Origin of the sequence: Desulfosporosinus sp. FKA, from assembly GCF_002196785.1 — a bacterium.
Lineage (GTDB): Bacteria > Bacillota > Desulfitobacteriia > Desulfitobacteriales > Desulfitobacteriaceae > Desulfosporosinus > Desulfosporosinus acididurans.
Genome location: NZ_NAHZ01000032.1, coordinates 414,217 through 438,282, shown reverse-complemented (window position 1 = coordinate 438,282; position 24,066 = coordinate 414,217). Strand labels below are relative to the sequence as shown.

Annotated in this window: 23 protein-coding genes; 17 read left to right on the top strand and 6 right to left on the bottom strand. The window is 39.8% G+C overall.

Features of this window, described 5'->3' with window-relative positions; all coding sequences use genetic code 11:
• Positions 1–154: 154 nt before the first annotated feature.
• The 4 genes from B5771_RS18950 to B5771_RS18930 all read right to left on the bottom strand — a co-directional run bounded on the left by B5771_RS18950 (position 155) and on the right by B5771_RS18930 (position 3,335).
• Entirely contained in the window at positions 155–1,594 is a 1,440-nt protein-coding gene (locus B5771_RS18950; protein WP_088188918.1) for an APC family permease, read from the bottom strand.
• A gap of 401 nt (positions 1,595–1,995) precedes the next feature.
• Positions 1,996–2,313, bottom strand: a complete 318-nt coding sequence (locus tag B5771_RS18940; protein ID WP_088188917.1) for a hypothetical protein — start codon at positions 2,311–2,313, stop codon at positions 1,996–1,998.
• A gap of 346 nt (positions 2,314–2,659) precedes the next feature.
• On the bottom strand, positions 2,660–2,866 hold the full coding sequence (locus tag B5771_RS18935) for a hypothetical protein (RefSeq protein ID WP_047811390.1): 207 nt from the start codon (positions 2,864–2,866) through the stop codon (positions 2,660–2,662).
• Positions 2,867–2,987: 121 nt separating this feature from the next.
• Complete coding sequence (locus B5771_RS18930) at positions 2,988–3,335, bottom strand: hypothetical protein (RefSeq protein ID WP_088188916.1); 348 nt, start codon at positions 3,333–3,335, stop codon at positions 2,988–2,990.
• Positions 3,336–3,512: 177 nt separating this feature from the next.
• Between B5771_RS18930 and B5771_RS18925 the strand changes: the two genes are divergently transcribed.
• Together B5771_RS18925 and B5771_RS18920 are read left to right on the top strand one after the other, a co-directional pair.
• Positions 3,513–3,845 carry a hypothetical protein gene (locus B5771_RS18925; protein WP_088188915.1) on the top strand — a complete coding sequence of 111 codons (333 nt, stop codon included), beginning with the start codon at positions 3,513–3,515 and terminating at the stop codon, positions 3,843–3,845.
• A 10-nt stretch (positions 3,846–3,855) separates the two neighbouring features.
• A complete protein-coding gene (locus B5771_RS18920; RefSeq protein WP_140417763.1) occupies positions 3,856–4,248 on the top strand; it encodes a hypothetical protein in 393 nt (130 codons plus the stop codon).
• Between the two features lie 251 nt (positions 4,249–4,499).
• Here the strand turns inward: B5771_RS18920 and B5771_RS18915 are convergent, their stop codons facing one another.
• Positions 4,500–5,321, bottom strand: coding sequence for a sugar phosphate isomerase/epimerase family protein (locus B5771_RS18915; protein WP_088188913.1), 822 nt, complete (start codon positions 5,319–5,321; stop codon positions 4,500–4,502).
• A 33-nt stretch (positions 5,322–5,354) separates the two neighbouring features.
• A complete protein-coding gene (locus B5771_RS18910; RefSeq protein WP_088188912.1) occupies positions 5,355–6,146 on the bottom strand; it encodes a lipid II flippase Amj family protein in 792 nt (263 codons plus the stop codon).
• Between the two features lie 673 nt (positions 6,147–6,819).
• On the opposite strand from B5771_RS18910, the gene B5771_RS18905 reads away from it, so the two are divergent.
• The 15 genes from B5771_RS18905 (at position 6,820) to B5771_RS18835 (ending at position 23,983) form a co-directional block, all read left to right on the top strand.
• A complete protein-coding gene (locus tag B5771_RS18905; protein ID WP_088188911.1) occupies positions 6,820–7,347 on the top strand; it encodes an FmdE family protein in 528 nt (175 codons plus the stop codon).
• A 228-nt stretch (positions 7,348–7,575) separates the two neighbouring features.
• Positions 7,576–8,538, top strand: coding sequence for an ABC transporter substrate-binding protein (locus B5771_RS18900; protein WP_088188910.1), 963 nt, complete (start codon positions 7,576–7,578; stop codon positions 8,536–8,538).
• 13 nt (positions 8,539–8,551) lie between these two features.
• Positions 8,552–9,586, top strand: a complete 1,035-nt coding sequence (locus B5771_RS18895) for an iron ABC transporter permease (RefSeq protein WP_088188909.1) — start codon at positions 8,552–8,554, stop codon at positions 9,584–9,586.
• On the top strand, positions 9,573–10,346 hold the full coding sequence (locus B5771_RS18890) for an ABC transporter ATP-binding protein (protein ID WP_088188908.1): 774 nt from the start codon (positions 9,573–9,575) through the stop codon (positions 10,344–10,346). Before B5771_RS18895 ends, B5771_RS18890 begins: the two co-directional genes overlap by 14 nt.
• A 93-nt stretch (positions 10,347–10,439) precedes the next feature.
• Positions 10,440–11,405 carry an NlpC/P60 family protein gene (locus tag B5771_RS18885; RefSeq protein ID WP_088188907.1) on the top strand — a complete coding sequence of 322 codons (966 nt, stop codon included), beginning with the start codon at positions 10,440–10,442 and terminating at the stop codon, positions 11,403–11,405.
• A gap of 971 nt (positions 11,406–12,376) precedes the next feature.
• The gene (locus tag B5771_RS18880) at positions 12,377–13,525 is read left to right on the top strand and encodes an acyl-CoA dehydrogenase family protein (RefSeq protein WP_047811403.1); all 1,149 of its coding nucleotides are present in this window, start codon (positions 12,377–12,379) and stop codon (positions 13,523–13,525) included.
• A gap of 66 nt (positions 13,526–13,591) precedes the next feature.
• Positions 13,592–13,777 (top strand): hypothetical protein, encoded by a 186-nt coding sequence (locus tag B5771_RS18875; RefSeq protein ID WP_088188906.1) that lies wholly within the window; start codon positions 13,592–13,594, stop codon positions 13,775–13,777.
• 155 nt (positions 13,778–13,932) lie between these two features.
• Positions 13,933–15,489, top strand: coding sequence for an acyl CoA:acetate/3-ketoacid CoA transferase (locus B5771_RS18870; RefSeq protein WP_088188905.1), 1,557 nt, complete (start codon positions 13,933–13,935; stop codon positions 15,487–15,489).
• Positions 15,490–15,533: 44 nt separating this feature from the next.
• Positions 15,534–16,319, top strand: a complete 786-nt coding sequence (locus B5771_RS18865) for an acyl-CoA dehydratase activase (protein WP_088188904.1) — start codon at positions 15,534–15,536, stop codon at positions 16,317–16,319.
• 18 nt (positions 16,320–16,337) lie between these two features.
• Entirely contained in the window at positions 16,338–17,606 is a 1,269-nt protein-coding gene (locus B5771_RS18860; protein ID WP_047811407.1) for a 2-hydroxyacyl-CoA dehydratase family protein, read from the top strand.
• The gene (locus tag B5771_RS18855) at positions 17,599–18,717 is read left to right on the top strand and encodes a 2-hydroxyacyl-CoA dehydratase family protein (RefSeq protein WP_047811408.1); all 1,119 of its coding nucleotides are present in this window, start codon (positions 17,599–17,601) and stop codon (positions 18,715–18,717) included. The genes B5771_RS18860 and B5771_RS18855 overlap by 8 nt, the downstream gene beginning before the upstream one ends.
• A 268-nt stretch (positions 18,718–18,985) precedes the next feature.
• The gene (locus B5771_RS18850) at positions 18,986–20,374 is read left to right on the top strand and encodes an FAD-linked oxidase C-terminal domain-containing protein (RefSeq protein ID WP_088188903.1); all 1,389 of its coding nucleotides are present in this window, start codon (positions 18,986–18,988) and stop codon (positions 20,372–20,374) included.
• 2 nt (positions 20,375–20,376) lie between these two features.
• Complete coding sequence (locus B5771_RS18845) at positions 20,377–21,660, top strand: (Fe-S)-binding protein (protein WP_088188902.1); 1,284 nt, start codon at positions 20,377–20,379, stop codon at positions 21,658–21,660.
• Positions 21,661–21,975: 315 nt separating this feature from the next.
• Positions 21,976–22,536, top strand: coding sequence for a sigma-70 family RNA polymerase sigma factor (locus tag B5771_RS18840; protein ID WP_088188901.1), 561 nt, complete (start codon positions 21,976–21,978; stop codon positions 22,534–22,536).
• A gap of 1 nt (position 22,537) precedes the next feature.
• A complete protein-coding gene (locus tag B5771_RS18835; RefSeq protein ID WP_088188900.1) occupies positions 22,538–23,983 on the top strand; it encodes a DUF4179 domain-containing protein in 1,446 nt (481 codons plus the stop codon).
• Positions 23,984–24,066: the final 83 nt, after the last annotated feature.

Below are 24,066 nucleotides of genomic sequence, written 5' to 3'. Positions count from 1 at the left end.
GAGAATGATCGCCCTTTCAAAAGCACAAAAGCACGTGACTGGAGTTTTTCCGACACGTGCTTTTTGTGAATAAGGTCTGCACACTCGTCCTTGTATGTAGGCGGCTTTAGGGGAAGAGGTGCATCTTCTAAACAAGGTGCTGATTGTAAAACGCTTAAGCTGCTTTTGATTTGCCAGCATGGTATTGTTGATTTTTCGAGACAAGGTGCTGGGTATAAAACCACAGCGGGATATATAAAAGCAGCACACCCACTCCCACAAGTGTGGACGACCAACCGGAGTCCATGGCGTTCAGATACGTGATTCCGACTAAGTACAGCGGAATATTGACCAGTGCGCAAATCAGCGCGATGATCTTCCATCCAGAAGGAGCCTTAAATTCTCTGTGCAGCGAACGAAGCTTTTTGTCGGAGTATACTTTTACATAGGCGAACAGGCTGATGCCGTTGGCACATATGTAGCCAATTGCTGAAGCGGCAAGAACGGCCGCAGGAGATTTTAGCGTGATCAGCGCCATATTAAATAGTGCTGTGACCACCATTGCAATCACTGGAGTTCCATACATATTCGTTTTTCCGAAAATTGCCGGGAGATTCTCCTCCTTCGCCATAGACTCCATCGCTCTGGCGGAGCCGAAAAACGCAGTCTGGATGATCAGAATCATAGAGGCAATCAGCATAAACACGGCAATCGTCGCACCGACGCTTCCGAAAGACTGCTGGGCGAGCAACAACATGGGCGAGTTTGGCTCATTGATTACAGCATTTGTCCCAAGCGCTCCGATACAAGCCGCCTGTACGAAAACATAAATAAAAGCGCAGATAATGCCGCAGGAGAACAGGGATTTGGGAATGTCTGTCTTGGGATTTTTATACTCTGGTCCGTAGATAGCCGCAGTTTCCCAGCCGCAGGCGCTCCATTCAGCCATGGCCATAATTCCTACGAATATCAGAAGATCTCGGCCGCTGCTCCAGCTCCAAGCAGCGGGAAGCATATTTTGCGTGATATTGCTGAGATGGAATTTTCCGTTCAGCATTGGGGCGGCAGAGAGCACCACCAGGGGAACAATGGAAACGATGCTCAGAATATAGCCGAGGATGGCTCCACTGGCCAGACCGCGATAACAGATTAGAATTAAAAGAGAGAACACAACGAGGCCGGAAAGAATCGATAAAACCGTGGTATCGACATTTGCAAATGCGGGCAGCAGGTTGTGCAGATACTGGCCGATTAACATGGCGTATACGGCTAAAACGGAGTTCCAGGAGAACCAGTAGCCCCATGCGCTGAATCCACCTACAAGTTTGCCGATGTCATATTTGCCAATGGTGGTTCCCTTGAAGGCTTCCTGAGAAAAACCGGGCAAACCAGATGCCTGGGGGAAAACGGAAGCCATTTCGCCATATGCCGTATTTTGCATGAACCCCTGAAATATGGAAAGAACCCAGACAATGATTGAAAAACCCAGAACATATTTTGTAAAGTAACCGATGGATGGCAGAATCAGCAAGGGCACACCCATTGCAATGGCCAGGCCCTGCTTCCAATCGATAGTACGCTCGGAAGAAACCGGTGTTTGCTCTTTTTTACTCATAATTGAACGTCCTTTCCACTCCATAAGCAATAATTGGATAACCTAAAGAGATCACTAGAAATCGGAATTGTAAACTTCTCACTTTCAGTCATAAAGCCCTCCCCCAAAATTATAAACTGATTACGATAATGACAATATTCTAGAATAACAGCAACAATACCATACAATTCGACAATTATCTCAATAGCCATTTATAAATTATAAAGCCTCTATCTAAAACGTGAATATACAAAATAGCTATATGGGATATAGGTTTCTAAGATTGATCACCTTCGGTATGGCCTGCTTTAAGACAATAGATAAAAATACACCGGCTTTTCCAACAATAAAGAAAAGCCGGTGTATTGATCTGCACGTCAAAGTTGTATTAAAACAAGAAAGTTTGGTAAAACATTATCGTATTAGTTATAAAATCTAACCATGAGTTCTTTGTATATTTGCTCAGTCCATGAAGATATAGAATTTTTCAAATCAGTAACTCTCTTCAATTCAGCATTTGCTGTAGTTTTAGGGTTAAATTGGGTTGGGATACTATAATTAATATCCTCTGACTTAGGTACGCTGGCTTGGAAATAGAACTCCGGGTCAAAACGGTAAATGATAGAAAGAGTAATATTGGATTGGGTTTCAATTTTCTTAACTAGAAAATTATTTTCGCTGAATTTTTGATTTATTGTTAAAGCTTCCCGAACATCGCTTAAAAAGTTTTTGTTAAGCAAATCTATAGTCAACTCCTTTCTATACAGAGCAGCTTCTAATGTACATTAGAAGCAAATTTTATATTAAACCTGATATTTCCTTCTGCTTGTACTAATTATTACATATTTAAAATTAGCTTACAATGCTTGGAATAATGTTTTTATTTTTAAACTTTATAAAATAAAATATAATACTCTATTTAAATCGGATTATTCATTAATCAGTGAACTTGTTCAGCTAAAGCTGATAGATATGAGGAGCATCACTTACTACTTCAAAAAGTAGTTTAGCGACGCTCCCTTACCAGAATTCTTATAGTTCTTTTAATACTTGTGATTATGACAAGTTTAACAATAATATCGTGCTTTAGGTTCCAACTAAGCCGACGGATATAATGTCAGGCATTAATATATTGAGAGTCGTGACTGCTACTCCGTTGAGGGTTGCGTTATAAAGGGATACAATGTTACCTTGCATAGCAGCGAGGTAACCTCTGGCGGTTCCACCTGAATAGGCAATTACTAATTGTTGTCCCTGAGTCCAAGAATCAAACAAGCCTCCACCTTCAGGCATTATAAAACACCTCCTTATCCAAGTTTTCGAAAGGTCTGTCGTCCCTTTCTAATTTAATGTATGTTTGAAAGGGACAGGTGTGACAAGCACAAAGATTTTCTCAATATCCTCAGATGATTTCTTAAAGTCTTTTCCACACGGGCGTTTTCTCTATTTCTGGTTCTGGTTCTGGTTCTGGCGCAGAAATACCGATTGCAATGATTTTGGCCATGCGAATGTTCAGCGTTTCCATAGCCATATTATTTACAACGACATTATAAAGTGTAATTCCGCCGATGTTGATTCTCGCAATCTGGCCTTGAGCTGTACCGCCTTCCCAAGCTATAAAAACTCTTTGTCCCTGAGACCAGTTCCCTAGATTTTGTTCGATGTCTGTCTTGAGCAATATTGAGTTGATATACCCCAAAAATGTTATAAGATTAGTCCAGATGGTTTTAATGTCCTCAGATTTACAGTTTTGTAAAAACATAATATCTCTTCCAATCATTACAGTTTTAATTATTTTATGTTTCAGTAGTTTCTAAGGCGACAAGCTAACAAAATATCGAAAAGTAGATTATGCATGGTTTCAAAGACATGCCGAATAACACGTGGAAGATTTTGCCATATAATAAGTTAGTATGGTTATGGAATGGGGGGATTATTATTGGATGGTAATGCCTTAGGTATTAAAGAATTAGTATTGCAAATCGTGCATTATGTATGTAGTAATAACATGCAACAGGCATTGATGTCTGTAAAAGGACAAAGGATTCAGCTTCTAATGAGTACAAGTCCTCCAGCGGGGAGGCCCCCAAATATTACTGGTATTGTCAAAGAGGTTGATGGAGGGCTTCTTAAATTAGAACTCTCACACGGTGAAGCAACGGCCAAACCTAAAATTGGAGTTTACTCGATACGCAGCATTTTGGGGTTTGTACCTGTTTCAGCAGAAGAGGATGGGGAAGATGGATGCGGGCAATGTAAAAAAAAAATTTGAGGGGGATTATATGAACTGTTATAAAGTAACTGTTGAAATTAAACGTGGGTATGTCAGACCGAATGGTAGAGTGGCAGTTTCAATGAGCCTTCCTGAAGGAGCAGAAACAATTATTGATTTGACCAAAGTCTATATTTCCCATCCGAACGATCATTCTGTGGCTCTTCTTGAACCAATTGATGTAAGTATCGAAACTGAAGAAGATGTCGTAGTTGCTCTATTTGAAGCTGCGGCTTTATTAGATGTCTCAACAAATAATGAAATTACTATGGTAGCAGGTCTAACCGACGTAATCACGCCTGTTGGAGAAGAAGAAGAATATGATTGCCTTTATGGAAGTGCTAAGTTCAAAAAGAATATAGTTGGAAGACGCGGTGGTTCTTCTAATCGAAAGGAACGTTAATATTTATTTTAATCTTTTCTTCTACTACAATATGTTCCCACAAAAGAAACTCTTGGATAAAATATGATTGTAAAACAGGATGTGGAAGAGGTTTGATATTTTAGGAGGCCGGTGGCCTCCTTTTTATACAACATTTACAAAATTTTTACTTAGTATTTATGGACTATATTAATGAACCCGGGGTCGAATATAAACTACTCTAATAAATATATTATGGTGTTGATTTTGAGAACCGGAGAGAATTGAAGAGATTACCGGATCGCTGAAACTGTAGAGTTTCCCAATAGAATACAGACATCTTTAGCCTTTTGTAAGGCAGCTTCAAGATAAGCTTCAGGAGATTGCTGTCGTTCTTCGACGGTAGGATAAGCTTCCAAGGTTAAGCCTCCGTGATAAGCCGTCGGAAAATGTCTGCTTAGACCTACCCAGTCAATAATGCCATGCCCGGGCAGCCAGTGCCGGTCTTCCAGTCCGTCATTGTCTGACAGATGAGTCGCAACAAGGCGCTCACTGAAATTATCCAGTAAGTCATAATCCTGTTTGTTAGATAAAAAGTAATGAGAACTATCATAGCAATAACCCAGACTGTTCGATGGGATTCCGGAGAGCAGATAAGGAAGATTATCACTGCGCCGAGTGTTTTCGATGGCGATGGTTACTCCAAGCTCTTCCGCAGCCTCTACAAGCTGGCAAAAACTCTGTAGTCCATAGTGGTTGGGGTCAGGAGGATTAAGACCTTCCGTCAAATGCATAACCATAACCGGTATGTGATGAATGGCGCAGTCATTAAGCCAGCGAATATGTCGCTGAATAAATTCTGATCGGACGGATGTATGCTCCGACCATAATTCGTTAGAGTTATTATATGGTACATGTAAGTTATCTAACACTAACCCCATATTTTCAACTAACTTAGGCATATCCTCTTTTTTGGTTAGCCATGGTTTATCTTCGTCTTCCCACCAGATGGATGTTGCGTCAAATCCAGCTTCCTTGATCAAGCTGAGACGCTTTTGAAAAGGGAGTACAAAGCCAAACCAAGAGAAAATGCCCAGATGACGTTGACCTTCCATAATATCCCTCACATTTCTTGTTTCACTATATAATTACCGATAGATAATTGCAATAACGTGGGCAACCGGAATAAGAAGCGCTTGCCCCATCAAGGTTCCAGCTAACTTAGAACCGATCAGCATAACGACAAGGGCCTTGACATCTTCGTAGGGTCGATTTCCCCTTAAAGCCTGATCAGTAATAATCGAAGACTTTGGATCGACAAAAAGCATGAGAATAATATTGGCAGCAGTGTTAATGATACCTGCCGACGCCGAAGCTGCCAGACGGTGTTCAGTATTAACCAGTAATGTGGAATAGAAAGCCGACATCACTCCAATTGTATAGAGGCCGGTGACGAAAGCATTGAGCGCCATTAATTCGCCCGGGATTTTACGAAAGGGCAGAGTATTTACCATGTTCTTTGACGGTAATTTAATGTACCAAAAGAATTTTCGGATATTGTCGAATCTTAAGGTATTCATAATAATGGATGGTACAGAACCTGATCGTTCGAGGTTGCTTACTGCTTTAGAGAAGCAACTTAAAAAAGTCGGGGTTAACAAACTACCCATAAGAACCCCTAATGCCGCTATCCAGATGACTTTGCGCATAGATGGAAGTGGATTGTTCTTTTGATTAAGAGAAATATCCATCAATCCTCCAATTAAAGGGGCTTGAAGGGTATGTGCCGCCAGAGAAACCAGGTAGAAAAGGTTAAAAAAAGTATTGGACAAGGCGAATTGCCTGCTTTTAACAGAATTAAGCCGTACGGAATAAGCAAAGGTATCAATAATATGAATTAGAAATGTAGAAAGAAATAATTGAGAGATATTGAATTGCACTGTTTTACCCTCCATCCGACCTTATCCTTGATATGACTATGTTGGAAGAAGGAGAGAAATACCCGCTTTAAAACAACAAAATTATTTAGCGTTTAAAAGCTAAAATGACATATACCTATAAACATCCATTATTTGGGGTTATCCACGATATAATCAATTGAGGGAAACGAAATATTCTATATACTTATGTGTTTGAGGGATAGTGATCTGAATTTTTTGGAAATAGCCTTTATTTTAAGAAGGAATTTTAAGAAAAGTATAGAATATAAAAAAGATGATACTGTATCAAGAAGATACCAAGATCAATTTGTTACACAGAAAACTCTATATTTTAAACATGACCATGAAGGTCTTGCCTTTAGGAAGGGCGGATTTTCATGGTTTTTTTGTTTGAGGGGATACTGAATGAGATCTGTCAATTTCTATATTGTAACACTTAGACTCTGAATACAGTTTATTTGGTTGTCTTTAATGTTTTGGTTATTAGATTCGGGCAGAATCTGGTAATACACCTCCTTTTTGAAACCGCCTGTACGAACAGTTAAAGATAGTTTGCAAATTATGCTCACAGGCGGTTTTTTTTAGTCAGTGAACTCGTTCAGCTAGATTTAGTAAGCTTTAGTTGTTCGGAGAATATACAAAAGTTATAAGAACTTTTAAGGGAGGAAATGAAATGGACCAAAAACTTTGGGAAAAGGCTGTTGAGTTTCACGGCCATGAATGTCCCGGACTTGCAATCGGGTTTAAAGCATGCGAAGCAGCCATCGAAAAAATGGGGATCGGAACCTCGGATGATGAGCAGATCGTTTGTGTAACTGAAAACGATGCCTGCGGAGTGGATGCCGTTCAGGCGCTGCTAAGCTGCACAATGGGAAAAGGAAATCTGATATATCACGATTCCGGCAAACAGGCGTTCTCATTCTTTAATCGCAGCAACGGTAAAAAGCTGCGCGTTTGCCTGAAACCTGGGAAAAACAAAGACCTGGATCGGACGCAGTGGCAAGAGTACCTCTTAAACACTCCTGTAGATGAAATCTTTACTTTTTCCGAACCTAAATTTGAGCTGCCCGAAAGAGCGCGGCTCTTTAATACTGTCGTGTGCGAAATCTGCGGCGAAGGCGCTCCCGAGCACAAAATGCGTTTACAGGATGGCAAAACAGTATGCGGCGATTGCTTTAAAAGTTACAACAGAGGATGGTAATCAGAATGCACGACGTAAAACAATATAATGTCGAAATAGCTTGACAACCTACATGTCGTATACTAAACTATGAAAAATTCCACAAATTTCAACTGCCTACGGGAATGTTAGGATATAAATACCTAAGTTAACGGTAATCATACCTGATACCGGCAAGACTTTTACCCTTCCGTTAGTGAAGGGTTTTTGTTTTTAAAAGGTTAACTTATGAAAGGAAGGTTAGTCGTAATGAAAAAAGCTTTGCCTTTGTTACTCATAATGGTTTTAGTTTTGGGAATATTGACTGGCTGCGGGACTCAAACTGCTAAACAAGCAACGGATCCGACGGATCAAACAAACAAAGTAAACTCAGCACAAACCAACTATCCCCTAACAATTAAAGATGATTCCGGGACAGAAGTTTCTATACCGGCTAAGCCAGAGCGAATTATTTGTATCTTACCGAGTGCCACGGAAACCTTATTCGCGATAGGAGCGGGCAACAATGTTATTGCTGTAACCAAATATGATAACAATCCAGTTAATGTACAAAAAAAGGTAGAGTATGTGTTTCAGGATACTTTAAACCCGAACATAGAGCAGATTGTTAAGCTCAAACCGGACTTAATCATTCTGGGAGAGATTAGCCCTACAACCACTGCAGCAATTCGCAATTTAAAGATACCGGTAATTGTTAGTAACCCCCAGGATCTGGCTAATGTTTACACTACCATCAAGGAATTTGGCAAAATTACCGATACTCAAGCTTCCGCGGCGAAAGTCATCAACAGTATGCAAAATGAAGAACGAGCGATTGAAAAGAAAGTCGCCCTGGTAAAAGATACAGATCGTCCCAAGGTTTGGATTGAAGTTGACCCGACTTTGTATACAGCAGGAAGCGGCACGTTTATGGATGAATTGGTTAGCAAGGCTGGTGGTATAAACATCGCGGCAAATGTCAAGGGTTGGGTTCAATACAGTAGTGAAAAGGTAATGGCGGCAAATCCCCAAGTAATTTTATATACCTATGGCGAGTATAACGTCAACGCCAAACAAACTATTATGAAACGACCAGGTTGGCAAGATATTAACGCAGTAAAGAATAACAGGGTTGTCGAGCTTAACAGCGATTTGGTCACAGAACCAGGCCCAAGGATTATCGACGGCATGGAAAGCATCGCTAAGGCATTGTACCCCAGTTTATTCCAATAAGATGAGTATGTTTATGAAACGTAAAATTATACCATGGACGGTGGGATTACTCTTCCTGCTCTTTCTTACAATATTGGCCAGCCTATCAATCGGGTCTGTGTATGTGCCTTTTGGCTTGTCTTTCCGAATTCTTCTCGATCATTTACCGTATATGCCCCCGGCCGGAAGCCTGGTTCAAAATGCAATTATCTGGGAATTGAGGCTTCCGCGAATTTTCCTGGCTGTCTTAGTGGGAGCAATGCTCTCGGCTTCCGGTGTTGCCTTTCAAGGAATCTTACGCAATCCTTTAGCTGATCCTTATATCTTAGGGGTCTCGGTTGGTGCAGCACTGGGTGCTGCAGGCTACATTGTTTATTTGCACAACATAGCATGGTTAGGCCAACTGGGTCTGCCCTTAGTCTCTTTTGCCGGAGGCATCGTATCTCTAGCTTTGGTCTTGGTACTCGCGGAACATCATGGGCAGCGGGATAGAGAAACCTTAATTCTTTCCGGTGTAGTCATTCAGTCTCTTTTTGGCGCTTTTTTGACCTTCCTCATTGCCATTGCAGGGCACCAGATGCAAGAGATTGTCTTTTGGATGATGGGCAGCCTGGCTAATAGCAGCTGGCAGAACGTGGTTATTCTGCTGCCTTACTTTATAGCGGGTATGGTCTACCTGTTACTGCAATACCGCGATCTTAATGTCATTGCTTTAGGTGAACGGGCGGCAACTTACTTAGGGATGGAAGTGGAGAAAAAGAAAATTGCTATACTGGCTGCGGGTACTCTACTTACGGCTGCGGCTGTATCCCAAGTTGGCATTATCGGCTTTGTAGGGTTAATCGTACCTCACCTGATGCGTTTGGTAATTGGACCGGATCACAAGGTTCTCTTACCATTATCTACTGTGGCAGGTGCTATTTTCCTCCTTTGGTCAGATACAATTGCCCGAGCTGTAATACCGTCTCAGGAATTACCTATAGGGGTTGTGACAGCCTTTGTAGGTGCGCCGTTTTTTGCTTATCTATTAAAAAAAGGGTTAAGGAGGGGCAAAAGTGAGTCTTTTTGAAATATGCGGTGTCAGCCAGGACTATGGCTGGGGGCCAGTGCTGCAAAACATTAACTTTCACTTAACCGAAGGCGAAAGCACTGGTATTATCGGGCCGAACGGCAGCGGTAAATCGACGTTGATTCGTGTTATTAGCGGTCTGCTCGTTCCGAGCCAAGGTGAAGTACGGTTTCGGGGCAAAACTGTACATTCATACCGCAAGAGGGAACTTGCCAGGCAGATTGCGGTATTAGAACAAGAAGGAACTGCCCCCTTGCCTTTTACAGTAAAAGAAGTTGTTGCCATGGGCCGTTATCCTTGGTTAAAACCTTTTAGTGAGCTTAACCGCCAAAATGATTTGATTGTCGAAGAGGTGCTCACGACCCTAGGTCTGTGGGAGATACAAGACCAATCGGTTAATACCCTCAGCGGAGGCCAAAGACAACTGGTATCTTTAGCACGTGCTATGGCTCAACAGCCTACTGTGTTGATTCTGGATGAACCTACCACCTATTTGGACATCGGTCATCAGGTCTTGGTGATGCAGCATGTACGCCGCTGGCGCTTTAAAAAAGGCATTACTGTAATCATGGTCTTACACGATTTAAACCTTGCCGGACAATACTGTGATAAATTCCTCTTGATGGAACAGGGACATATTAGAGCATGCGGAAATGCAACAGAGGTAATGGACCAAGAAATTATTACCAGTGTTTATGGCACCCGTTTGATTAAAATAAACCACCCTGTGCTTGGTGTTCCTCAATTTTTACTTGCCTAACTCACTTTTAATAAAAATATTCAATTCCTACAGGAAATATTGTAGAAAGGTAGAATATATAAATGATACATGTAATAAAGATGGGTGAAATAGTTGAAGAAAATAGTTACATTATTAGTTATCGTTATGTGTCTACTGGCATCACCTCGAAGCTTGTTGGCGGCAACGTCCGGGAATAGTGAAACGAAATCAGTCGGAACTAAAACAGTTGGAATTGTAACTGCATCGGCGCTTAATTTACGTCAGACAGATGTATCTACCTCGAAAGTACTTACTGCCATTCCTAAAAACACTCAAGTTGATGTGATTTCTAAAAACCCAAGTAATTGGTACAATGTCAAATATAATGGTCAGACTGGTTGGGTTTCGGGAGCGTACCTAATACTTAAGACGGTTACTGACACATCATCAGAAACTACGCCAAGTGCAATATCCGGGAACGGTAAAACTATATCAGTTATTACGAAGACAGTTGGAATAGTTACAGCATCGGCCCTTAATCTACGTAAAACAGATGCAGCTACCTCAGCAGTACTTACTACTATTCCCAAAAACACCCAAGTTGAGGTGATAGCCAAGAATACCGGTAATTGGTATAACGTCAGCTACAATGGTCAAACTGGATGGGTTTCTGGGTTATATCTAACCGTGAAGACTGTTACGGATACGGCATCCGTGCCTGAAGTTTCGCGATCAGATAGTTCAAAACTAGTGGATGATGCTCTAAGCCTAATAGGTGTTCCCTACGTTTTCGGTGGAAACAGTCGTAGTGGGTTTGATTGCTCGGGTTATACTCAATACGTATTTAAGGGTGTCGGTATTTCTTTACCAAGAACTGCTGAAGAACAATTTAAATCGGGAGTCTCAGTGAGCCGGGAGCAGCTGCAGGCTGGTGATTTAGTATTCTTTTCTACGTATGCTCCGGGAGCATCGCATGTCGGTATCTATATCGGCGGCGGAAAGTTCATCGCAGCTGATTCCAATAAGGGCATTTGTATTTCTAACCTTGATGATCCTTACTATAAGAGCTCTTACCTTGGTGCCCGTCGAATAAGCTAGGAGCGCAGGGCATTAAGTTCAACTTGAAACATATAGCAACTAAGCATCGGACTTAGTTGCTTTTTTACTCTGCTGCAGTAAACACATCAATACACGTTGATGCCAACAATATATTAGTTTTTTGGCGATGAGGGAGCGTTTTGGCGCTTCTTTTTATTTTTAACATAAAGATGTTACAAGCAAAAAATGCATGTGAGGTAAGAGGCGACAAGACACGACAATTAATTATAATATTCATTTAAATATGAATATTGATTAAATTGAAAATTCGATGTATTATATAATTGTCAAGCATATTTGAATATTTGTGAAATTGCAAATTCGGCAAGGGGAGGTGGTATGGGATTTTTATTGTGTTACGAAACATCAAGTGAACCTATTGAAGTAGGCTGAATAGAAAATCTATATTTTTTAGACAAGTATCGAACAATTAAATATTCTTTCTAAAGATGAACAAGGCAAATAATCGTTTTTCAGGCTTGTTCACTTTCATTTGTCTGAAATACACAGTTTCTCAGGGAACAGTCGTAAGTTGTCCTTGAGCAAAACGACATTTGACGATTTCTGAGGTTGCCGCGGCCATTAGGTTTTATCTCTAAGCCAGCTGAGCAAATGGTAACACTTTTATAGTAAGCGCCTTCACGTCTCCAAGTAAACCATGATTCGCGGAGATGTCAAGAATTCGAGTCCGAAAAATGTGGAATAGAATCATCCGCTCGACCAAACGTTTAAGTTTACCCGGCGTGGTCGTTGAGCCTTTTCTCCCTTTTTACCTCTCTTAGTTTTCTTCTTGCGTCTCTCGGCCTTTTTTTGGGCTTGAGATTGTCTCTACGGGCAGCCCAAAGGCGTTTGAAGAAGTCGTAGAAGGTACCAACACCGGGGAAAATAAAGTTGGTTCAAGGAAACTCTTGTCCCAACTGCCTCGGCAAATGCCGAGAGGCTATTTAAAATTTAGGAGGAGGCAATTAAAAATGGATGTTAATTCTTTTAGTTTATCGGAAGAACAGGAAATGATTATGAACACGGCAAGATCATTTGCACAAAAGGAACTTCAACCTATTGTCTATGAGAGCGATGCAAATAGTATATTTCCTGTAGAACAGTATAAGAAGATGGGCGAGATGGGTTTGTTGGGCTTACCATTCTCATCAGAATATGGTGGTTCCGACGGAGATTACTTATCTTACATCTTAGCCGTCGAAGAAATTTCCAAAGTGCATAGTGCCGTTGGTATCTCATATTCGGTAAGTACCTCTCTCTGTATGGGAGGAATATATCAAAATGCTTCAGAGGAACAAAAGAAAAAATATCTTCCAGATCTATGTTCTGGAAAGAAATTTGGTTCTTTCGGATTAACTGAGCCAAATGCGGGCTCAGATGCAGCAGGTGTAAGAACTACAGCTAAAAGAGATGGAGATCACTATGTATTAAACGGTTCTAAATGCTTTATTACAAATGGTCCTCTCTCAGAGACCTTTTTAGTATTTGCTTCAACGGATATAAGTCAAGGAACAAAAGGATTATCAGCGTTTATTATTGAAAAAAGTTTCCCGGGATTTTCAATAGGTACTATTGAAAACAAATGTGGGATCAGAGCTACTCAAGTTTCAGAACTGCTTTTTGATGACTGTATTGTCCCAGCTGAAAACTTAGTAGGACAAGAGGGAAAAGGTTTTGGCATTGCAATGAAGACTCTTGATGGCGGAAGATTCGGAGTTGCAGCCCAAGGACTTGGTCTCGCAGAAGGAGCATTTGATATAGCGAAACAATATTTGAAAGATAGAATCCAGTTTGGCAAGCCTTTATACAAGAATCAGTATTTAGCATTTAAAATGGCTGAATTAGAGATCGAAATTGAACAAGCTAAGTATCTCTTGTACAAAGGAGTTCTTGATAAACAAGCTGGAAGACCTTATTCAGTTTCAGCAGCGAAGGCAAAAATGGCTTGCACAGACGCAGCGATGCATGTAACTGTAGAATGCGTTCAAATGCTTGGTGGAAATGGCTACATGAAGGATTATCATGTTGAAAGAATGATGAGAGATTCTAAGATTACTCAGATCTATGAAGGAACAAATCAAATCATGAGAATGATTATTGCCGGAAATATTTTCAAATAATTTATTTTTTTAAGAACAACCGACGGTTTGTGGAGTGATGTCGTTAAGTTGATAGGAGAGATACGAATGAAAGAGTGTATTGCTTGTCATTCTGGCCAAATAAAACAGGTGGATATCATAACAAAAGATGATGCATTTATCTTAATAGAGAATAGTGAAGTAGTTGACAGTCCTCCACAAAGCCAAAAGATAATAAAGTATGTTTGTTTAAATTGTGGATTCATAAATCTTTATGCAGAGGACTATATTTAAAATAACTGTTACCAAATAGTTTGCGACATAAGAAATCTCTCACATATGACTGACGTGTCCGCAGTGACTTAATAATTGGAATATTCTTATTCAATGCCCCGCAATTTGCGGGGCAGGTTAAGTCACTGAGGAAAACATTGGAGGAGGGGCCTAATATGAGAAAGGTTGCTATTCTGACAGCAGAAGAGGCTGTTGATTTAGTTAAAGATGGGGACACTCTTTGTACATGTGGATTTGTTGGAAATCTTCTTGCAGAAGCACTTTATAAAGCCATAGAAAAGAAATTTTTAGAGACCGGCAGCCCTAAAAATATAACTTTGTTTTATCCAGCATCACAAGGCAGCAGGAACGGCACAGGCGGTGATCATTTTGCCCACGAAGGTTTGGTAAAAAGAGTAATAGCAGGTCATTATAATACCGCTCCAAAGTTAGGCGAACTGTGTCTAGCTAATAAATGTGAAGGTTACAACTTACCACAAGGTACTTTGGAATATATTATTAGAGATGCCGCGGGACATAGGCCTGGTACAATTACCCATGTTGGATTGGGTACTTTTGTTGATCCAAGAAATGGCGGAGGTAAAATAAACGCCAGGACGACAGAAGATTTAGTAGAAGTTATAAAAATTGGCAATGAAGAAAAGCTTTTCTACAAAGCATTTCCTTTAGATATCGCTTTCCTTAGAGGTACTTATGCGGATGAGTATGGAAATGTAACCCTAGAAAAAGAAGTAGCTACTATTGAGGTTACATCTATAGCACAGGCAGTTAAAAATAATGGTGGAAAAGTAATTGTTCAAGTGGAAAAGGTTGTAAAGGGTGGTACTTTAGACCCCAGACTGGTTCAAATACCTGGTATTTATGTTCATGCTGTTGTAGAAGTAGTTGATATGAAAGATCATGAACAAAGTGTTGGACAAGAATATAATCCGGCACTTTGCGGGGAAGTAAGAGCACCTGAAGGTAATGTTGAAATGACCCCCTTGACTATTAAAAAAGTTATTGGCAGAAGAGCAGCTATGGAATTGGTAAAGGATACTGTTGTTAATTTAGGTGTAGGAACACCTGAGTATGTTGCTCAAGTTGCAAGTGAAGAAGGAATTGCAAGTTACATGACATTAACTGTAGAATCAGGTGCAATTGGAGGCAGTCCGCAAGGTGGAGCTAGATTTGGTGCTACGTTAAATCCTGATGCTATTATTGACCAAAATAGTCAGTTTGATTTTTATGATGGCGGCGGTCTTGACATGGCATTTTTAGGCTTAGCTGAATGCGATGAAGAGGGTAACATTAATGTTAGTAAATTTGGTCCCAAAATACCAGGCTGTGGAGGTTTTATCAATATAACCCAAAATTCAAAAAAAGTATTCTTCCTTGGTACATTTACGGCGGGTGGCCTAAAAGAAAAAATTGAAGATGGAAAATTAATAATAGAACAAGAAGGAAGACAAAAGAAATTTATAAAACAAGTAGAACAAGTTACATTTAGTGGAAAATATGCAATTAAAACCGAACAACCCGTCTTATATATAACAGAAAGAGCTGTATTTGAATTAAAAGAAGGTGGGCTTAACTTAATAGAAGTTGCTCCTGGAATTGATATCCAAACACAAATTATAGATTTAATGGATTTTGCCCCTATGATTGACAAAAATGTTAAGACTATGGACCCAAGGCTTTTTAGTGAAGAAAAAATGAACCTGAAGAAATAATGATTGAAATAGTTGAAGAAATAATTAAAGAAGGAGATTAATCTATGTTTACTATGGGGATTGATATTGGTTCATCATCCTCAAAGGTTGTAATACTTGAAGATGGATCGAATATTATCGCTGCTGAAGTCATCCAAATTGGAACAGGTTCTACTGGACCAAAACGTGTACTAGATGAAGCTCTTTCAAAGTCAGGTCTTAAATTGCAAGACATGGCTAAAATTATTGCTACAGGTTACGGAAGATCTTCAGTAGAAGAATCACACAAACAAATCAGCGAAATCAGTTGTCAGGCTAAGGGAGTTTTCTTTTTAGTTCCTTCAGCAAAAACAATTATTGACATCGGTGGTCAAGATGTTAAGGCAATTAAACTTGACGGTAAAGGCTGCGTTAAGCAGTTTTTTATGAATGATAAATGTGCTGCTGGAACAGGACGTTTTCTTGATGTTATGTCACGAGTACTTGAAGTTAGTCTTAATGAAATGGCAGAATACGATTCTCGTGCAACGGAACCTGCCACTGTTAGCAGCACGTGCACAGTTTTTGCGGAATCTGAGGTAATATCTCAGCTTGCAAACGGAGTTGCTAAAGAGAACATTATTGCGGGGGTTCATCAGTCAGTTGCCAGCAAAGCTTGTGGACTTGCCTATAGATGTGGGGTGGAAGAGGACATTGTTATGTGCGGAGGTGTTGCCAAAGACTTAGGGGTAGTTAGGGCAATAAGCAAAGAACTAAAAAAACCAGTAATCGTAGCGCCTAATCCTCAAACTACAGCTGCACTTGGAGCTGCTATATTTGCCTTCGACGAAGTTATTGGAGCAAATAAATAAAGGAAAGAGGTATGGAAAATGACTGATACATCGAATATGAGTGCCAAAGAATTGTTAGGTTTCTATCAAGAAGAATTATATGAAGAAGCGAGACGGGCAAAAAAAGAAGGAAAACTTGTTTGTTGGTCTGCATCTGTTGCTCCTTCTGAGTTTTGTGTCACTATGGATATTGCTATGATATATCCTGAAACACACGCTGCGGGTATTGGTGCAAGAAAAGGTGCCTTAGATGTTCTTGAAGTTGCAGATGAAAAAGGCTATAACGTGGATACTTGCTCTTATGCAAGAGTAAATATGGGTTATATGGAACTTTTAAAACAAGAGGCTTTAACGGGAAAAACACCAGAAAAGCTTGAAAAATCTCCAGCGGCAAGAATACCACTTCCTGATTTAGTAATAACATGCAACAATATTTGTAACACATTGCTTAAGTGGTATGAGAATCTTGCCGTTGAATTAAATATTCCTCTGATCATCATTGATGTTCCATTTAATCATACAATGCCAATACCACAGTATTCTAAGGACTATATCGCAGAACAGTTTAAGAATGCCATTTCTCAGCTTGAGGAAATCTGTGGTAAGAAATTCGACTACGACAAATTCTTAAAAGTACAGGAACAAACACAACGTTCTGTTGCCCAATGGAACAGAATCGCTTCTTTGTCATCACATAAACCATCACCATTAAACGGTTTTGATCTTTTCAACTATATGGCACTGATAGTTTGTGCAAGAAGTAGAGACTACGCAGAAATTACCTTTAAAAAGTTTGCAGATGAACTTGAGGAAAATCTTAAAAATGGTATCTACGCGTTTAAAGGAAATGAACAAAAGCGTGTAACATGGGAGGGTATAGCTGTTTGGCCACACCTTGGACATACATTTAAAGGCTTAAAGAATCTTGGAAATATAATGACAGGTTCAGCCTATCCTGGTCTGTGGAATCTTTCTTATACACCAGGTGATATGAGTTCAATGGCAGAAGCTTATACTAGAATTTATATAAATACTTGTCTCGATAACAAAGTTAAGGTTCTTAGTGACATAATTAGTGGAGGAAAGTGTGACGGAGTTATTTATCATCAGAACAGAAGCTGTAAGCTAATGAGTTTTCTAAATGTAGAAACTGCCGATATATTACAAAAAGGAAATCATTTACCCTATGTGAGCTTTGATGGAGACCAAACTGACCCTCGTAACTTTTCTCCTGCACAATTCGATACACGTATACAGGCATTAGATGAAATGATGAAGCAGAATAAGGAGGGAGTTTCTAATGAGTAGAATTGAAACTATTATAAGTGAATTATCTTCTATTTCAAATAATCCCAAAAAGGCTATGGAAGATTATAAAAAAGAAACCGGCAAAGGGGCAGTAGGTGTTATGCCTTATTATGCTCCTGAAGAAATAATTCATGCTGCAGGTCTTCTTCCAGTAGGTATTTGGGGAGGACAGAAGAGTATTTCTAAAGCCCGTGCCTTTTTACCTCCCTTTGCGTGTTCGATTATGCAATCCGTTATGGAAATGCAGCTGGAAGGTGTATATGATAATTTAGAAGCTATACTTTTCCCCGTTCCTTGTGACACCTTAAAATGTCTTAGCCAAAAATGGAAAGGAACATCACCTGTTATCGTATTTACTCATCCTCAAAACAGAAAACTAGAAGCAGCAAATAAGTTTCTTGCTGAGGAATATAGGCTTGTTCGTGAAAAACTCGAAAGAATATTGGATGTTAAGATTACTGATGAGGCACTAACCAAAAGCATTGACATTTATAACGAAAATCGTAAAGTAATGCGTGAATTTGTGGACATAGCCGCTGCTTATCCTCAGATTATTGATCCCATAAAACGTCATGCTATTATAAAAGCAAGATCTTTTATGGAAAAATCTAAACATACGGCTATGGTAAAAGAATTGAATTCAGAGCTTAAATCGTTACCTGTTGAAGATTTTACAGGTAAAAGGGTTGTTTTAACAGGAATTATGGCTGAACCAAATGAAGTATTAGAAATTCTAAAAGAAAACGGTTTTGCTGTTGTTGCAGACGACCTTGCACAGGAATCGAGACAGTTCAGAAATGATGTTCCATTAGGCCCAGACCCACTCTATAGATTGGCTAAATGGTGGCAAGAATTCGATGGTTGTTCTCTTGCTACAGATGCGAAGAAATCAAGAGGTCCAATGCTTATCGATACGGTTAAATCATCTAAGGCAGATGCCGTTGTGGTTTGCATGATGAAGTTCTGTGACCCCGAAGAATTCGACTATCCAATCTACTATAGACAGTTTGAAGAAGCTGGAATTAAAAGCTTATTTATAGAAATTGACCTTGAAACAACATCCTTTGAACAGACTAAAACCAGAGTTCAAAGTTTTAGTGAAATGCTGTAATTTCTAAGTGTAGAAAACTTATTTCTGAATTGAACTTGTTTCTGAATTATAAGTTAATAGAAATTTAAAGCGTATCTCTTTAGGTAATGTCTCTTGTTGTTTGTTTGCATCCTGACTTTGTGGGAAGAGGTGATATGTGACCCTTCCCACTTAGTTTGTTAAGTCGAGAATTATAATTACTTATTTAAATTTAAGTTTGCTTAAAATGATTTTACATTATGTGGTCTGACCGGCGTACATATCCGAAGGGTTATAAGGAGGTATAAGGATGTTAGCTCATGAAGTCTTGGAAGACCTTGTTCAAGTGCTCGGTCGTGAAAATGTCCTCACAGAGCAGGAAGACTTATTGACCTATGCTTATGACGCAACTGCGGCGATGAAACATCATAAGCCAGATGTTGTGGTTGCACCTCTATCTACTGAACAGGTGGCAGATGTCGTGAAAATCGCCCTTCGTCACCATGTCCCTATTTACCCTCGTGGTTCTGGAACGAACCTAAGTGGGGGAACTATTCCCATTGAAGGGGGTATCGTTCTCTCAATGCTTAACCTAAACAAAATCCTGGAAGTTGACCAGGATAACTTAACAGCAACAGTTCAACCTGGGGTGATCATTCAGGCTCTCAATGATGAAGCGGCAAAATACGGCTTGTTGTACCCGCCGGATCCAGGTACAGTCACCACAGCAACTATGGGCGGCTCGGTTTCAGAGTGTTCGGGTGGATTGCGTGGGCTGAAATACGGTGTAACCAAACATTATATTATGGGCTTGCAAATGGTCTTGGCGAACGGAGAAGTCATTCGTTGGGGAGGAAAAACGGTCAAGAACGTTACAGGGTATGATTTAGTAGCTCTCTTTACTGGGGCCGAAGGAACGTTGGGGATTATCACTGAAATAATCGTTAAACTAATTCCAGCTCCAGAAGCACGCAAAAGCATTTTAGCGGTCTTTGATGACATTGATAAAGCGGGGAGGGCCATCGCAGCCATTATTCGCAATAAAGTTATTCCGGCGACGCTTGAAATCTTGGATAATGCGACTATTCAGACCGTGGAAAACTTTGTGCATGCGGGACTTCCGATGGACGCGGAAGCAGTCCTCTTATGTGAAGTGGACGGCTACAAGGAAGTTGTCCAACGAGAAGCTGTTTTGGTAGAACGCATTTTGAAAGAGGAAGGAGCTGTTCAGGTAAAAATCGCTAAAGATGATAAAGAGCGCGATCTTTTGTGGTTGGCTCGTCGCAGCGCGCTTCCTGCTCTCGCTCAAAAACGACCGACGACCGTACTTGAAGATGCGACCGTTCCCCGAAGTAAAATTCCGGATATGCTTAAAGCAATCCGTAGAATTGCAACAAAATACAATCTGCAAATTGCTACATTCGGCCATGCAGGAGACGGGAATCTACATCCCACAATTTTAACCGATGAACGTGAATTAGAAGAAATGAAAAGAGTGCACATGGCAGTAGACGAGATTTTCGAAACGGCGATAGCGCTTGGAGGAACCCTTTCCGGTGAACATGGAATTGGTATCGCCAAAATGAAATATCTTGGCTTGGAATTTGGAGAAGCAGGTGTGGCGGCTTTGCGGCGTATTAAAGAAGCCATGGATCCCAACTATGTATTGAACCCCTTGAAGATGGTAAGGAGGGACTGATCGTGTCCGTATATAATTCACTGGATTCGATTACCGAAGAACTCCATAAATGTATGAAATGCGGAAATTGCATGGCGGTATGCCCCATTTACAAGGAAACACGCAAAGAAGTCGGAGTTGCCAGGGGAAAGATTAGTTTAGCGGAATACATTCTCTCGGGAGAAGCAGAGATGACTAAGGGAATGGCAGATCGTTTTTCCCTTTGTACGACCTGTATGGCTTGTAATACCAACTGTCCCTGCGGGGTTCGGTTCGATAAAATTATTCTGGCAGCAAGAGCGGAAGCCGTCCGAAAAAAAGGGCTGCATCCAGTCAAAAAAATTGCCTTTACTGCGTTGAAGATGCAGCGAATGTTCGATTTCGGGATGAAGGCGGGAAGTATCTTCCAAGGTGTTGCCTTGAAAAACGCGCCGAGTAGACACAGCAAATTAGCACGTATGCGCGTGGATGTTGGGATAGGTAAGGAGAAATTGTTCCCAATGTTGTCCAAGAAGACCTTGCGTTCCGAGTTCCCTGAAGTGGTTACGATTAAAAACCCAAATATGAGAGTTGGGTTCTTCACGGGCTGTATGATCAACTATTTTTACACGGACATCGGCAGAGCTGTGATCGAGGTGCTTACAGAAAATAACATCGAAGTTGTCATTCCTAAGTTCCAGGCCTGTTGTGGTATCCCAGCCTCGGTCAATGGGGATGTGGATTCAGCACGTTCTTTGGCCAAACGTAATTTGCGGGCATTTGAGAGAATGGGGGCGGATGCCTTAGTTGTCGCCTGTTCTTCAGGTGGTACTGCTTGGAAGCATGTTTATGGAGAGTTGCTTGAAAATGATCACGAATTTAAAGCCCTGGCGGATAAATGGGCTAAAAAATCCTATGATATTTCTGAGTTCCTGATTCATCAAGTTCCCTTTAAGAAAGAAGGTTTGGGTCGAGTAACGCGTAAAGTGACGTATCATGAACCTTGTCACTTAAACCGTGGACAGGGGATTAGCAAAGAACCGCGTGAAATTTTAAAAAGCATTCCCGGTGTGGAATTGATTGAAATGAAAGAGCCGGGTCGTTGCTGTGGTATGGCTGGATCATTCAGTCTTGTACACCCGGATCTCTCCGTACAAATTTCTGATCGTAAAACAGCAGATATCCAGACGACTAATACGGATACTGTAGCAACGGGTTGTCCGGCTTGTCGGCTGCAGCTGCAAAGTGGGATCGAAAATGCTGGATTTGACCGAGAAGTATTGCATACTGTTCAAATCTTGGCTGAGTCTTATCGAGTCGGTAAGTAAAAAATTGAATAATCTAACCCTAATTGAGTCCCCACTTTTCCTTGCTAATCATTCAATTTAAGGCGATCTCACTCCACAATATCAGTGAAGCGAGATCGCCTTTCGCTATCTGAACCCACTTTTATTTTTAAAGGTTAAGTTTCTACACTACACATCCCCTATTTTTTGCAAGAATATCAGCTATAATTAAGAAATTGATGCATCGATCATGGTCATATTTATTTTATAAATCAATGATAATTTTGTCAGATAATTACTTGTTCTCTCGTATTAGAAAGTGAGAAGTTTCTTAAATGAAAAGAGAGGGGTTAAAGGGTGGAATTAAATGAAACTAACTTTATCCTACAAATGAAAAAGGGAGAGAGTAGAGCTTTGGAATTTGTAGTTGACAGTTACAGTAATTTGGCATTCAAAGTTGTACGTAGTGTTTTGAATACAAGTTTCTTTTCTCAACATATTGAAGAATGTGTCAATGAAGTTTTTTGGTCAGTGTGGAACAATATTCAAAGTTTTGACGAGAGTAAAGGTGATTTTAAATATTGGATTACTGCGGTAACGAAATACAAGGCAATTGACTTCAAAAGAAAGCTTTTGAAACAAAATACTACTGAATGTATTCATGATTATACCTTCCCTGATGAAGAAAGTACGGAAAACATAATAATTTCAAAGGAAAACAGAGAGGAACTATTAACGGCAATATATGACATGAAAGATGAGGATCGAGAAATATTCATTAGAAGATATTTCTTGTTTGAGGAAATTGAAAGCATAGCCAAAACCTTTCATGTTGATAGAAATTTAGTTGATAAGAGGCTTTCAAGAGGACGGAAATTCTTAAAGGAGAAGCTTATTCCTTTGAAAGGAGAGATGTAAGATGAATTACAAAGATTTTAATCTTGAAGAAAAAGATATCTTTAAATTATTTAATCAAGTAAGCTTTGAGGAAAATGAAAGTGAGATAAATGATATGGATTGTGATGAAATATCGAAGCTTCAAAAAGAAAGGATCAAAAAATATTTAAATAAAAGGATTAAAGGCAATTTTAGTTTAAAATTATTTAAATATTGTTCCACGGCAGTTGCCGTTGGGTTAGTGTGCTTAATTGGAATCGGCACAGCTTATCCTGCCTTTGCCGAAAATGTTCCTGTCTTGAACTCGATCACCCAAGCCCTTAATAACCAATTTGGATATCATGGAAACTATGCTGAATATTCACAAATGATAAATAAAAGCGTAACGGACAATGGGATAACAGTCACAATAAATGAAGCTCTTGCGGATAATTCGAAATTGATTATAGGCTATACAATAAAAAGTGCTAAAAAGATTAATGATTTAGAGGTAGTAGGGATTTCTAAATTCTTAAAGATAAATGGAAAAGCTGTTTCAGGAGGCGGCAGCGGTATGGGGAATTATCAGGACGATAATACTTATGTGGGCAGTGAAGAAATTCATACTAACTTGCCTCAAAACTCGGATCTATTTAATGTGGATTTGGATATTGATGATATCAGGGGCATAAAAGGGAAATGGGATTTTGCATTCAGTGTGTCTAAGGACGGATTAACTAAACATAGTACTGTGTTTACCCCTAAAAAAGTAGTTGATTTCCCAGATAGTAAGGTAACTATCGATAAAGTTGTCTTTTCACCAATCGATACAGCTATTTTTGTCAGCGGAAATTATACGGATAAAAATAGGAAACTAAAAGATAGTCTTTTTGATTATGATTATTGGCTCGCTTTTGATGATAAGGGAGTAGAACTAATACCGAAAGGTATTGGCGGAGGAAGCAGTAACTCAAATACGCAGACTTTTCACAGTGAAATGGATTATGAGACCATGAATAATATGCCTAAATATTTAACGATTATTCCCTGTAGGATTATCCCTTCAGCTGGAGGCGGTGTGAAGATGGATGCAGATGGTAAGGAAACAAAGCTAAGTGTTGAAACTAAGGAGCCTGTAGAAATAAACAAAGTAATTAATGGAGTATATCCTATTGAACTTCCTCAAGGTAGATTTGGGAAGCTGATTATTAATGAAATCAATACAGAAAATAATACTACCACTATTAATTTCACAGCAGAAGGTAAAGCCCCATATTTTCAGGCAACTGAGTTCTTTTTAAAAGATAATACTGGGAAAATATTGACCCCTAAAACGTATGTGAAGCGAAAAGACATACAGAACCCTAATGAATTCACAATTGGTTTTACAGCATTAGATCCAAACAAGAAATACAACGTTAGCACAACAGCGCTAGATAATGTGGAATTAAGAGAAGATTTGAAATTTAAGATTGAGCTAAACAAGTAGTAGTTAAACTAGAAATTTGGCAAAAATACAAACAACTAAGGTCAACGGATGTAAAAGTCTCGTTGACCTTATGATTATAGCTG